This window comes from Amycolatopsis australiensis, from assembly GCF_900119165.1.
Lineage (GTDB): Bacteria > Actinomycetota > Actinomycetes > Mycobacteriales > Pseudonocardiaceae > Amycolatopsis > Amycolatopsis australiensis.
Map to the genome: position 1 here is coordinate 6965668 of NZ_FPJG01000006.1, position 11955 is coordinate 6977622.

At 72.2% G+C, this 11955-nt stretch carries 12 protein-coding genes; 6 read left to right on the plus strand and 6 right to left on the minus strand.

Translation table 11 applies throughout. The features are described from left to right. Positions 1 to 94: 94 nt before the first annotated feature. Positions 95 to 589 (minus strand): hypothetical protein, encoded by a 495-nt coding sequence (locus tag BT341_RS33865; protein ID WP_072480117.1) that lies wholly within the window; start codon positions 587 to 589, stop codon positions 95 to 97. Between the two features lie 204 nt (positions 590 to 793). Here BT341_RS33865 and BT341_RS33870 point away from each other — a divergent pair, with 204 nt between their 5' ends. Further along, positions 794 to 1333: a fibronectin type III domain-containing protein gene (locus tag BT341_RS33870; RefSeq protein WP_072480118.1), complete on the plus strand. Its 540-nt coding sequence runs from the start codon at positions 794 to 796 to the stop codon at positions 1331 to 1333. A 7-nt stretch (positions 1334 to 1340) separates the two neighbouring features. Here the strand turns inward: BT341_RS33870 and uvrA are convergent, their stop codons facing one another. Both uvrA and BT341_RS33880 read right to left on the minus strand, forming a co-directional pair. Continuing rightward, positions 1341 to 4202, minus strand: a complete 2862-nt coding sequence (uvrA, locus tag BT341_RS33875; RefSeq protein ID WP_072480119.1) for an excinuclease ABC subunit UvrA — start codon at positions 4200 to 4202, stop codon at positions 1341 to 1343. 76 nt (positions 4203 to 4278) lie between these two features. Continuing rightward, on the minus strand, positions 4279 to 5484 hold the full coding sequence (locus tag BT341_RS33880; protein ID WP_072480120.1) for an acyltransferase family protein: 1206 nt from the start codon (positions 5482 to 5484) through the stop codon (positions 4279 to 4281). A 109-nt stretch (positions 5485 to 5593) separates the two neighbouring features. Here BT341_RS33880 and BT341_RS33885 point away from each other — a divergent pair, with 109 nt between their 5' ends. Further along, a complete protein-coding gene (locus BT341_RS33885) occupies positions 5594 to 6271 on the plus strand; it encodes an MBL fold metallo-hydrolase (RefSeq protein ID WP_072482332.1) in 678 nt (225 codons plus the stop codon). 141 nt (positions 6272 to 6412) lie between these two features. Here the strand turns inward: BT341_RS33885 and BT341_RS33890 are convergent, their stop codons facing one another. The 3 genes from BT341_RS33890 to BT341_RS33900 all read right to left on the minus strand — a co-directional run bounded on the left by BT341_RS33890 (position 6413) and on the right by BT341_RS33900 (position 9271). Continuing rightward, positions 6413 to 7195, minus strand: a complete 783-nt coding sequence (locus BT341_RS33890; protein ID WP_072480121.1) for a DUF1684 domain-containing protein — start codon at positions 7193 to 7195, stop codon at positions 6413 to 6415. 20 nt (positions 7196 to 7215) lie between these two features. After that, positions 7216 to 8223: a hypothetical protein gene (locus tag BT341_RS33895; RefSeq protein WP_072480122.1), complete on the minus strand. Its 1008-nt coding sequence runs from the start codon at positions 8221 to 8223 to the stop codon at positions 7216 to 7218. Between the two features lie 340 nt (positions 8224 to 8563). Beyond that, positions 8564 to 9271 carry a Crp/Fnr family transcriptional regulator gene (locus tag BT341_RS33900; RefSeq protein ID WP_072480123.1) on the minus strand — a complete coding sequence of 236 codons (708 nt, stop codon included), beginning with the start codon at positions 9269 to 9271 and terminating at the stop codon, positions 8564 to 8566. A gap of 74 nt (positions 9272 to 9345) precedes the next feature. On the opposite strand from BT341_RS33900, the gene rnhA reads away from it, so the two are divergent. The 4 genes from rnhA to BT341_RS33920 are packed head-to-tail and all read left to right on the plus strand — an operon-like array spanning position 9346 to position 11927. Next, positions 9346 to 9807 (plus strand): ribonuclease HI, encoded by a 462-nt coding sequence (rnhA, locus tag BT341_RS33905; RefSeq protein ID WP_072480124.1) that lies wholly within the window; start codon positions 9346 to 9348, stop codon positions 9805 to 9807. Between the two features lie 40 nt (positions 9808 to 9847). After that, positions 9848 to 10228 carry a YchJ family protein gene (locus tag BT341_RS33910; RefSeq protein WP_072480125.1) on the plus strand — a complete coding sequence of 127 codons (381 nt, stop codon included), beginning with the start codon at positions 9848 to 9850 and terminating at the stop codon, positions 10226 to 10228. Further along, positions 10228 to 10644: a hypothetical protein gene (locus BT341_RS33915; protein ID WP_072480126.1), complete on the plus strand. Its 417-nt coding sequence runs from the start codon at positions 10228 to 10230 to the stop codon at positions 10642 to 10644. The genes BT341_RS33910 and BT341_RS33915 overlap by 1 nt, the downstream gene beginning before the upstream one ends. A gap of 50 nt (positions 10645 to 10694) precedes the next feature. Next, positions 10695 to 11927, plus strand: coding sequence for a hypothetical protein (locus BT341_RS33920; RefSeq protein WP_072480127.1), 1233 nt, complete (start codon positions 10695 to 10697; stop codon positions 11925 to 11927). The last annotated feature ends 28 nt before the right edge of the window (positions 11928 to 11955 follow it).

Consider the following 11955-nt stretch of genomic DNA (forward strand, 5'->3'; position numbering starts at 1 on the left):
CGGCGCCACCGGCGGTGCGTGCGTCGAGCGCAGCGCGACCATGGTGTTCATCGGCTGCCCGTCCTTCCTCGTGCTGCCCGGAAAACCGTCGTGCTCAGGACCCGCCCGCCCGGGACGCGGTGATCTTGCTGCCGTCGGGGGCGATCGCGAACCAGGTGCCGTTGACGCCCTGGCCGTTCGCCTCGCCGAGCGCCTTGTCGCCCGCGAACTGGTAGAGCGGCCAGCCGTTGAGGGTCAGCTGCTTGCTGCCGTCCTTGCGGGTCACGGTGCCGACCTGGGTCTCCTGGATGCCCTTGAGCATCGGCGTGGCGACCCCGGCGAGCACCGGCGGCCAGGCCGCCGCGCATTCGCCGTCGCAGTTGGACGTCGGCGGCTGCGAGAAGTCCTTGTCGAACCGGTAGAGCGTCCGGCCGTCGGCGTCGGTGACGACCGCGCCGAGCCCGGTGACCGTGCCCGCCGAGAGCATCTTGTGCCCCGGCTGCCCGTGTTCCGGCCCCTGCGCCCCGGAGGCCATCTCGCTGCAGGCCGACAACGTGGCGACGGCGGCGAGCGCGACGGCGCTGACGACGACCGGCCGGATTCGGTTCATGGCGTTTCTCTCCTCGGTGAGGGCGGCACCGCCGTCCGGCGGACCTCGACACCGGGAACACGGACGGTCGCGGGAAACGGTTCAGCGCCGGCGCGCGGCCGGATGGGCGTGTTCCGGTGACCGGCACGATCTTGTCGCCGTGCGGACGCGTTCCTAAGCTGGCGACGTTCGCACCGCCGCCCCCGTCAGTTCCCGGGAGCCGCTGTGTCCGTGAAGCCCTTTCTCGCCGTGGCGTTGCTGGCCGCCGGCTGTGCCACGGCGCCGCCGCCGGCTTTCACGGCGAGGCTGACCTCCCCCACCGACGTGGTGCTCACCTGGCCCGACGACGGCGCCGGCCACCGCGTCGAGTACGCGAACGACCCGGCCGGTCCCTGGACGACGCTGCGGTTCCTGCCGCCGCACGCGACGAGCTACCACCACCCGGACCTGATCCCGGAGACGCCGTTCTACTACCGGGAACAGCCGTTCACCGGCCCGGTCTCGACGGACCTGCGCACGGCGGTATCGGGCGACACGGTGACGTTCACGTGGGCCGACCGCTCCCCGGACGAAGCCGGGTTCCTGCTGGAGATCCGGCGGCCTGGCGCACCGGACTTCGACCCGGTCGAGGTCACCGACCCGGACGTGACGACCTGCACGCTGCCGCTGCTGCCCGGGGAGGAGAAGTCGGCCTTCCGGATCCGGGCACTGCACTTCGGCCCGCTCTCCCCGGTGGTCCACCAGACCACCGGGAAGCAGCCATGAGTACCCGCTACTCCGCCGCGAGGACCTGGCGCAGGAACTGGCCCGTGTAGCTCTCCTCGATCCCGGCGACGTGCTCGGGTGTGCCCTCGGCCACGACCGTGCCACCGCCCGAGCCGCCCTCCGGGCCCATGTCGATGATCCAGTCGGAGGTCTTGATCACGTCGAGGTTGTGCTCGATCACGATCACCGTGTTGCCCTTGTCGACCAGGCCGTTGATCACGCCGATCAGCTTGCTGATGTCCTCGAAGTGCAGGCCGGTCGTCGGCTCGTCGAGGATGTACACCGTCTTGCCGGTCGAGCGCTTCTGCAGCTCGCTGGCCAGCTTGACGCGCTGGGCCTCGCCGCCGGACAGCGTCGGCGCGGGCTGGCCGAGGCGGACGTAGCCGAGGCCGACGTCCACCAGCGTCTGCAGGTGGCGGTGGATGGCCTTGATCGGCTCGAAGAACTCCGCCGCTTCCTCGATGGGCATGTCGAGCACGTCCGAGACGGTCTTGCCCTTGTAGTGCACCTCGAGGGTTTCCCGGTTGTACCGCGCGCCCTTGCAGACCTCGCAGGGGACGTAGACGTCCGGCAGGAAGTTCATCTCGATCTTGATCGTGCCGTCGCCGGCACACGCTTCGCAGCGGCCGCCCTTGACGTTGAACGAGAACCGGCCCTGCTGGTAGCCGCGCACCTTCGCCTCGGTGGTGGCGGCGAACAGCTTGCGCACGTGGTCCCAGACGCCGGTGTAGGTGGCCGGGTTGGACCGCGGGGTCCGCCCGATCGGCGACTGGTCGACGCGCACGAGCTTGTCGACGTTGTTCAGGCCGTTCACGCGCGTGTGGCGCCCCGGCACCTGGCGGGCGCCGTTGAGCTTGTTCGCCAGCACCGTCGCGAGGATGTCGTTCACCAGCGTCGACTTGCCCGAGCCGGACACGCCGGTCACCGAGACCAGGCAGCCGAGCGGGAACGAGACGTCGAGGCCGCGCAGGTTGTGCTCGCGCGCGCCGACGACCGTGAGCTGCCGCTTCTTGTCGATCGGCCGCCGGATCGCCGGGATCTCGATCTTGCGCCGCCCCGACAGGTACTGCCCGGTCAGCGACTCCTTGCTCTTCAGCAGTTTCTTGTACGGTCCACTGTGGACGATGTGGCCGCCGTGCTCGCCGGCGCCGGGGCCGATGTCGACCACCCAGTCGCTGGAGCGGATCGTGTCCTCGTCGTGCTCCACGACGATCAGCGTGTTGCCGAGGTCGCGCAGCCGGGTGAGGGTCTCGATCAGCCGGTGGTTGTCGCGCTGGTGCAGGCCGATCGACGGCTCGTCGAGCACGTACAGCACGCCCACCAGCCCGGAGCCGATCTGTGTGGCGAGCCGGATGCGCTGGGCTTCACCACCCGAAAGTGTCGCCGACGCGCGGTCGAGCGAGAGGTACGTCAGGCCGACGTCGAGCAGGAAGCGCAGCCGGGCCTGGATCTCCTTGAGCACCGCGCCGGCGATCATCGCCTCGCGCGGGCCCAGCTCCAGCTCGTCGAGGAACTGCGACGCCTCGGCGATGGACAGCGCGCACACCTCGGCGATCGACATGTCGCCGCGGGTCTTGTGCTGCAGCGTGACGGCGAGGATCTCCGGCTTGAGCCGGGTGCCCTGGCAGGCCGGGCACGGCACCTCGCGCATGTAGCCCTCGTACCGCTCGCGCATGTACTCGGACTCGGTCTGCTCCTGGCGCCGCTCGAGGAACGGGATGACGCCTTCGAAGTTCGCGTAGTACGACCGCTGGCGGCCGTAGCGGTTCTTGTAGCGGACGTGCACCTGCTCGTCGACGCCGTGCAGGACGGCCTTCTGGGCGCGCGCGGGCAGCCGCCGCCACGGCGTGTCCATCCGGAAGCCGATGGTCTCGGACAGGGACTCGAGCAGCCGGATGAAGTAGTCCGCGCTCTGCCCGCCCGACCACGGCGCGATCGCGCCCTCGGCCAGCGACAGCTCGTCGTCCGGCACCACCAGCTCCGGGTCGACCTCCTTGCGGATGCCGATGCCGGTGCACTCCGGGCAGGCGCCGTAGGGCGAGTTGAAGGAGAACGAGCGCGGCTCGAGGTCCTCGATGGCCAGCGGGTGGCCGTTGGGGCAGGCGAGGTTCTCGGAGAAGCCGCGCACGCGGTGCGGGTCGCCTTCGGGCAGGTCGACGAATTCCAGCTCGACCAGGCCGTCGGCCAGGCGCAGCGCCGTCTCGACCGAGTCGGTGAGCCGCTGGCGCGACGCCGCCTTCACGGTCAGCCGGTCGATCACCACGCCGATCTGGTGCTTCTCCTGCTTCTTCAGCTTCGGCGGCTCGGTGAGCGGGTACACCGCGCCGTCGACGACCACGCGCGCGTAACCCTGCTGCTGGAGGTTCTCGAACAGGTCGACGTATTCGCCCTTGCGCCCGCGCACCACCGGCGCGAGCACCTGGAACCGGGTGCCCTCTTCCATCGCGAGCACCTGGTCGACGATCTGCTGCGGCGTCTGCTTGCTGATCGGCTCGCCGCACTTGGGGCAGTGCGCCTTGCCGGCGCGGGCGTAGAGCAGGCGCAGGTAGTCGTAGACCTCGGTGATCGTGCCCACGGTCGAGCGCGGGTTGCGCGAGGTGGACTTCTGGTCGATCGACACCGCGGGCGAGAGGCCCTCGATGAAGTCGACGTCCGGCTTGTCCATCTGCCCCAGGAACTGGCGGGCGTACGCCGACAGCGACTCGACGTAGCGGCGCTGCCCTTCGGCGAAGATGGTGTCGAAGGCGAGGCTCGACTTCCCGGACCCGGACAGGCCGGTGAACACGATCATGCTGTCGCGGGGCAGGTCGAGATCCACGCCGCGGAGGTTGTGCTCGCGGGCGCCGCGAACAACGAGGCGATCAGCCACGCCAGGGTCCTCTCAAGTCATTCTCGGTTGCGGTCGCCGGCCCGGTCTCAAGCTGCGCGGGCGGCCGCGATCCATGCTACGAGCCACCACCGACAGAAACTGGTTCCGCGTCTCTGGCCTGCGGTTCTTCGGGCTTTCGACGGCTGGTGAGCCACCGGTGGGCCGGGCGTTCGACCCCCGCGGTGACCACCCAGCCGGCCAGTACGGCGGCGCCGACGACCGCGGGGAGCCGCAGCCAGCCGGGGAGGCCTAGGTCGAGCAGGGCGCGGGCCAGGATGTAGCCCAGTTCCTGGTGCACCAGGTAAAGACCATACGAGATGCCCGCGAGCCAGGTGACGGCCGGGGCGATCCTGGCCAGTCCGGGGAACCGCCAGTCCGGCCCGCGGGCGGCCACGCAGACCAGCAGCAGGAGCACGGCGAACCCGATCGTGGACGGCCAGCGCTGGGCGTCCTGCGGCAGCGCGACGTGGAACGGGAAGACCTGCAGGTCCTGCGCGGCGACGGCGGCGAGCACGAACAGCGCGGCGTGCCAGGTGCGGAGCCGCCGCTGCGCCCACAGCCAGATCGCGACGCCGACCGCGAAGACGTGCAGCCGGTGCAGCCCGAGCCCGTAGAAGCAGGTCTCGACGAGCCGGCCGGCCGTGCCCGGCGGGAAGACGGCGAAGCGCAGCAGGAGCGGGACGAGGATCAGCGCCCACAGCAGCGCGACGGTCACCCGGTGGGTGCGCCACGAGCGCGGCCACAGCAGGGCCGCGCCGGTGAAGGCGAGCAGCTGGACCGGCAGCGTCCAGTAGGAGCCGTCCAGGTAGTAGAACGTGTCCGAGCGGACGCCCCACTCCTGCACCATGCCGAGGTTGGCGAGCAGGTCCAGCCAGGTCGGGATGTACCACGGCGACGGGTTCGCCGGCGGGCCCTGCGGCACGCCGAACAGGAACCCGGTGACGCCGGGCGGGTAGGGCAGGCCGCTGAAGGAGATGGCGGCCCACCGCGTCACGACGTAGGTCACCAGGACGGCGACGAGGTACGCGGGCACGAGACGCGCGACGCGGTTCCACAGCCACCGGCCGGGCTGGCCCTTGCGCAGGCTGGCGCAGACGAAGAAGGCGGAGATCACGAGCAGGATCGCGGCCCCGAACTGCGCTGTCACCCGGAAGGGGTAGCCGGTCAGCTCGGGATGCAGGAGTGCGCCCTGGTGGGTGACGTGCCCGAGGATGACGGCGAAGACGGCGACGACGCGGAGGAGGTCCCAGCTGATCCGGCGCGGCGTCGGGGAGGTGGGCACGGTCGTCCTGAGGTCGGCTGGCGGGGGCTGCCCGAGAGCCTACGTGGCGGCCCGGCCGGGTGCCTGTGCGGGTGGAACCGGTTGGAGTGAAACGACTACCGTGTGCACGGTGAACATCGTGGAGACCTACACCGGGCACGTCGACCCGGGCGGCGACGCCGCCCGCCGGACCCTGGACGCGCTGACGATCACGAAGCTGTCCGTCGGCCCGATGGACAACAACACGTACCTGCTGGTGTGCCGCGAGTCGCACGAAGCACTGCTGATCGACGCGGCGAACGACCCGGAGCGCATCTCGGACCTGATCGGCCACGGCCCGGACCGCCCGGCGCTGCGCACGATCGTCACGACCCACCAGCACCAGGACCACTGGCAGGCGCTGGGAGCGGTGGCGGGAGCGAACGGCGCGAACACGGCGGCCCACCCCCTGGACGCGGAGCCGCTGCCGGTCCCCCCGGACTTCCTGGTGGAGCACGGCGACACGCTGACGGTGGGCGACGTCACGCTGTCGGTGATCCACCTGCGCGGTCACACGCCGGGATCGATCGCGCTGCTGTACCGCGACCCGTCGGGACACCCGCATCTGTTCACCGGGGACTCGCTGTTCCCCGGCGGCGTGGGAAGGACCACGTCGCCGGAGGACTTCGCGTCGTTGCTGGGCGACGTGGAGTCCCGGATCTTCGGCGAACTGCCGGACGAGACGTGGTTCTACCCGGGCCACGGCGACGATTCGACGCTGGGCGCGGAGCGGCCGAAGCTGAAGGAGTGGCGAGAGCGCGGCTGGTGAGGCGCGGCCCTGCGTTCCCGCAGCCGTGATCCACGGAAGAGGCCGGTAGCGCAGCCGTCGGTCGTGGTGCCCGGCCGCGCAGCAGCCGCCTCGAAGTCCCTGGCCGTGGCTCGGAGCGAATTCAGCCCGGCGGAACCGCCGTCACCCGCGCTCGTAGGGGATCTTCTCCCCCGCCTCCACCGGGAACGGCAGGTGGTTCCCCGCCGGCGGCAGCGGGCACGTGGCGAAGTCCGTGAACGCGCACGGCAGGTTGACCGCCCGGTTGAAGTCCAGCGTCACCGTCCCGTCCGGGCCGGGCGCGCCGACCGGCAGCGACCGGTTCGCCACATACGTCGTCACCCCGCTCGTCGCGTCCGTGAACAGGATGCTCAACCCGCCGTCCTTGCCGTTGAACGCCGTCAGCGTGTGCGACGCGCCTTCATGCGTGAAGTGCACAACGCCGGGCGCCGTGTACACATGGCTCAGACCCTCGACCACCGCACCCACCGTGGTCGGCCGCGGCTCGGGGAACGGCTCGAACCGGCCCTGCAGCACCCACGACGGCGAAGGCTCGTACGCCGGCACGCCATGGAACGCGCGCACCGCCTCGGCCTTCGGGTCGTGGACGCGGATCAGGTACCCGGAGCGGCGGGCCACCTCGATCTCGACGTCGCCGGACAGCACCCGCGTGCCCGCGCCGCTGTTCACCAGCTCGAACCGGTGGACCTCCGTGATCGGCTCGCCTTCGTGCGCCAGTGACGCGCCGGCCGGGTCCACGTACGCCGCCTGCTCGTCCTGCCACCAGCGGCCCGGGATGCCCGGGTACTCGCGCGGCGTCTCGTCCAGCCAGTCGAGCGACACCAGCGCCAGCCAGCCGTGCGGTGCCGCGAGGTCCGCCTCCCGGCGGGTCTTCCAGTCCTGCCACTCCTGGGTGAACGTGCTCATCACGGGCCCCTTCCGCTCGGCTACGACGGTGCCAACCCGCCGCCCGGGCCGGTATTCCGTGTCCCAGTATCCGGACCCCCGGCCGACCACTGCAGGCCGTAACTCAGCCCTTGGTGCAGGTCGTGGAACTCGAGCCCGACCTCGCCGACGCGGTTGACCGTCAGCGCGTCCCCGGAGCCGGCGCCGTCGTCGATCACACGGCCAGGCACGCCGTTGAGCCGCCACACCCGGGACGGCGGGCGGTCGCGGTCGAACCGGACGCGCACCGAGAACTCCTCGCACCGGCGCAACGGCGTCATCACGTAATACGGCCGGAGCGTCGTGCGCCGCGGCACGAACCGGATGCCGTACTCGTGGCGCCGGCCGAGCCGCAGCGGGCTCGGCAGCCGCATGACGAACTGCGCGTGGCTCGCCGAAACCTGGCGTGCTTCGACGATCTCGCCGCCGAACAGGACGTCGGCGGTGATGTCCGGCGCCGGGTCGCTGCCCGGCTCGGCCGGCACGCTGAACGACAGCACGAGCTCGTCGAGTTCGTCGACCTCCGCGACGATCCGGCGTTCCTCCTGCAGCTCCGGCGGCCGGCGGTCGAGCCGCAACGTCGCCTTCGCCGACTCGACGTACCAGCCGGCGAGCGGGTGCCGGTCGCGCGGCGACGCGGGCGCGCCGAGCAGCTCGTCGAGCCGGCGGAACGCGAGGTCGATCCGGCGGCGGGCGGTCCGCGGGTCGCGGTCCAGGACCCCGGCCAGCCACGAGATCCGCCGGTCGAGGAACTCGCCCGCCGCTTCTTCGTGCAGGCCGAGCGCCGCCAGCGCGGCCAGCCGCAGGTCGGACGGGAGCCGTCCGCACACCTCGGTGAGGCGCAGCACGAGCTTCTGCCGGGCCGCCGACGGCTGGTCGGCGGCCGTGATCCCGCAGCTCGCACGCAGGCAGGGGCCGATCCGCTGGTGCAGGTCGGCGGCGTCGAGCCCGCGGCCGCGGCGCAGCTCGTTGAGCTCGCGCACGAACGGGAAAGCGGCCCCCGACGTCATTTTCGCCCCTTTCCGGAAAGGCGCTGGAATGGAACGCCCACGTTACCGCGAAGGTTCGCGGAATACCCGGACGGCCGGCCCCCCACGAGCCGGCCGGCCGGGGACACCGCGGTCAGTTCGCGCCGAAGATCAGCGCCCAGATCGAGTGGCTCTCCATCACACACCTCCTCCTCGCTGAACCCGGTCGAGGCGGAGAACGGCCGACAACGCGGCGGGAAACCAATTCGCCACGGCCGCCGTCCGGCCTCGCTCGAAAAGGGAATCCGGCCGGTCGGCATCGTTTTCTTTTCCGGCCGGGTCCAGGATCGCGCCGGGGCGGCGCCGGTTCAGAGGCCGGTTGTCACGGGCGGTGTGTGCCGTTCGGCTCAGAACGGGCGAAGGCACGCAGGACGCGCGGCTCGCGGACGAGGATCCGGCGGCGGCCGGTCTCGACGATCCCGCGCTCCCGCAGCACGCGCAGCGCCCGCGCGACGGTCCGCCGCGCCGCGCCGATCTGCGCGGCGATGTCCTCCTGCGAGAACGCGCCCTCGATGAGCACGCCGTCCGGGACGGGCCTGCCGTGTTCCTCGGCCAGGCGGACCAGGTGCACGGCGACCCGGCGGCTGACGTCGAAGGCGGCGGCGTCGACCCGGGCCGACTCGGCGTCGCGGAGCCGGGCCGCTACCGTCTTGATCGTCGCGACGGCGATCGCGGGCCGGGTGTGCAGGACGTCGACGAACTCGGGCCCGGTCAGCTGGAACACGGTGCAGGGCTCGATCGCCCGCACCGACGCCGACCGCGGCCGCCCCGTCACGGCCGCGAGGTCCCCGAGCACCTCGCCGGGGCCGCGGAGCCCGAAGAGCACTTCGCGGCCGTCCTCGACGATGGCGGAGACGCGCACCCAGCCGGAGACCAGCACGTGGACGTGGTCGGACGGGTCGCCTTCCATGAGCACGACGTCGTTGGCCCGGAACCGCCGCCGGGTGCCGCGGCCGAGCAGGTACTCGCGATCGGCGTCGGCGAGGTGGGCCAGCAGCGCCCCTTCGGCCGTGTCGTCGTGCCCGTTCATGGTTCCCCTCCGGAGGTTCACCGTAACCCGGCGTGGCGGCTCCCGGCGAGGGCCGCGCCCGGTAGGGTCGCCGCGTGGACGTGGAGATCTACACCGACGGCGCGTGCAGCGGGAACCCCGGACCGGGCGGCTGGGGCGCGGTCCTGCGCTACGGGAAGCACGAGCGCGAGCTGTACGGCGGCGAGGCCACGCCGACGACGAACAACCGGATGGAGCTGACGGCACCGATCCGCGCGCTGGAGAGCCTGACCCGCCCGTCGCAGGTCCGCGTGTACACCGACAGCACGTACGTGCGCAACGGGATCACGCAGTGGCTGCCGCGCTGGAAGAACAACGGCTGGCTGACGGCGGCGCGCGAGCCGGTGAAGAACGCGGACCTGTGGCAGCGCCTCGACGCGGCGATCGGCGAGCACCGGGTGGAGTGGCTCTGGGTGAAGGGCCACGCGGGCCTCCCGGACAACGAGCGCGCCGACCGGCTCGCGGTCCGCGGGGCGCAGGAGGCGCGGGAGACCGGGAAGCCGGTCAACGCGGGCTAGTCCTCAGTAGACGGTCGCGGCGGCGTGGCATGATTTCCCGATGCGTCCCGCTCCCTGCCCGTGCGGCCTGGCCGCGTCCTACGACGCCTGCTGCGGCCGCTTCCACGACGGTGGTGTCGCCGCACCCACCGCCGAGCTGCTCATGCGCTCGCGGTTCAGCGCGTTCGCCGTCGGGGACGCCGGCTACCTGCTGCGGACCTGGCATCCCGGCACCCGTCCGCGCCGGCTGAGCCTCGATCCGCAGCAGGAGTGGACGTGGCTGGAGATCCTCGGCCGCACCGGCGGTGGCCTGCTGCACACCGAGGGCACGGTCCGGTTCCGGGCGCACTACCGCCACCACGGCCGCGACGGCTTCCTCGAGGAGAACAGCCGCTTCCGCCGCGACGGCGGCCAGTGGGTCTACCTTGACGCGGAAGCCTGATGGGCACCGCGATCGTCGGCGTGGCCGGCGCACTCCTCGGCGTCCTCACCGGCGGCCTCCTGCAGCACGCGCTGGCGGCACGCACCCGCCGGTGGCAGCGGGAGGACGCGCTCGGCAAGCTCAAGCAGGCCGTCTACGCGGAGTACCTCCGCGCGATCAGCGCCAGCTACGGCCAGGCCGTGGCCGGCGAGCGCACCCGGACCGAGGACGCCCGGCTGCACGCCGCCACGGCCGAGATCGAGGTCCTGGCCGGCGCGGCGGTCTCCGGACCGGCCCGGGAGCTCACGACGGCCGTCATCGACGTGCACACGAAGATCGCCGAGGGCGGTGTCGAGGAGGCGAGCGTGACCGCCGTCGACATACGGCGGCTGAAGCTGATCGCTCTCTTCAAGAGCGACCTCGGAATCGAGCCGTAGTCCGGAAAACCCGCCCGCGTGGCACCTCCGCCGTGCTAAACACAGCGGCGATGGGAAAACTGACCCGCCGCGCCCGGGCCAAGGCGGACTACCTCGGCTTCATCGGCGCGCGGGAGTGGCCGCTCGCCGCCTCGGGTCTCGGGGTCGTCCTCGGCGTCGTGACCATCCTGCCCAGCGCGGTCGGTGTCGTGCTCTCCGTCGTCGCCCTCGCTCTCGGTGTCGCCACCTTCACCCGGGATGTCCGGCTGCTGCGCCGCCGGTGGGCCGGGTTCGAGTTCACCACCATCGCCGCGCCCTTCCCGACCGCCGAGCTGCCGCCGCCCCCGTCCTACCCGCAAGCCGAGTACCTCGCCGTGCCAGCGAGAGGCACGGCGCTGGTCAGCGCCGCGATCGACCGCGACCTGTGGACCGGGCGGCACACGATCGCCGTCGCCGAGGAGCCCTACCGGCTGCCTCCCGTGCTGAAGGCGACCGCGCCGCACGTGCTGCCCCTGCGGGCGCGCGGCCGGCTGCTGTTCAACGGGCCGATCGTCGGCATGCGCGGCGACCCGCTGCCCGCCACCGGCGCCCGGCCCGCGCCGATCCGGCTGCACCGCGCGCGGTTCTTCGACGCCGTCTGCTCGAACGAGCTGGGCACGCTCCGCATCACGCGCGCCGGCACCGGCGAGGAGTACGACCTGCGCAAGGCCGAGCTCACCGGCACCGACGGCGCCCTGCGCGAGCTGAGCAGCAGCACGCTGGCCGACTTCGTCGGGGTCTCGACGGTCGCGTTCACCACCGACGGCAAGCTGGTCACCGTCCGGCAGTCCTCGCTCAACGCCGTGAGCGGGCTGCTGCTCGCGCCCTCGGGCAGCGGCTCGCTGGAGCCGCGCGACCTGCGCACCCCGGACGGCGGTACCCGCCGGTACCTGCACACCGCCGTCTGCGCCGGGATGGAACGCGAGCTGTGCGAGGAAAGCGGGCTCCGCCCGCCGGACGTCCGCGGCACGAAGCTGACCGGGTTCGCGCGCTGGCTGGAACGCGGCGCCAAGCCGGAGTTCTTCGGCGTGACCGAGCTGGCGGTCGGCAGCGCCGAGGTCGCCGCGCGCCGCCCGGTCAGCGGCGAACGGCTCTACAGCGCCGGGCTGACGCTGTTCGACGTCGATCTCGCGGCCGTCGGCGCCGCGCTGGCCGCCGGTGTCCCGCTCAGCGAGGCACTCCCCGCGCGGCTCTGGGAGGACGGCTCGCTGCCGCTCCTGCTGGCCCTGCGCGCGGCGGCGGCGTGGCGGGTCGCGGAGATCTGACCGAAACGCCCCTGTTCTCCGGGTGAGG

Bases quoted from the DNA above. Each gene is read 5' to 3' on its own strand.
- BT341_RS33865 (WP_072480117.1), bottom strand. From the start codon at position 589: ATGAACCGAATCCGGCCGGTCGTCGTCAGCGCCGTCGCGCTCGCCGCC.
- BT341_RS33890 (WP_072480121.1), bottom strand. From the start codon at position 7,195: ATGAGCACGTTCACCCAGGAGTGGCAGGACTGGAAGACCCGCCGGGAG.
- BT341_RS33895 (WP_072480122.1), bottom strand. From the start codon at position 8,223: ATGACGTCGGGGGCCGCTTTCCCGTTCGTGCGCGAGCTCAACGAGCTG.
- BT341_RS33900 (WP_072480123.1), bottom strand. From the start codon at position 9,271: ATGAACGGGCACGACGACACGGCCGAAGGGGCGCTGCTGGCCCACCTC.
- BT341_RS33910 (WP_072480125.1), top strand. From the start codon at position 9,848: ATGCGTCCCGCTCCCTGCCCGTGCGGCCTGGCCGCGTCCTACGACGCC.
- BT341_RS33915 (WP_072480126.1), top strand. From the start codon at position 10,228: ATGGGCACCGCGATCGTCGGCGTGGCCGGCGCACTCCTCGGCGTCCTC.
- BT341_RS33920 (WP_072480127.1), top strand. From the start codon at position 10,695: ATGGGAAAACTGACCCGCCGCGCCCGGGCCAAGGCGGACTACCTCGGC.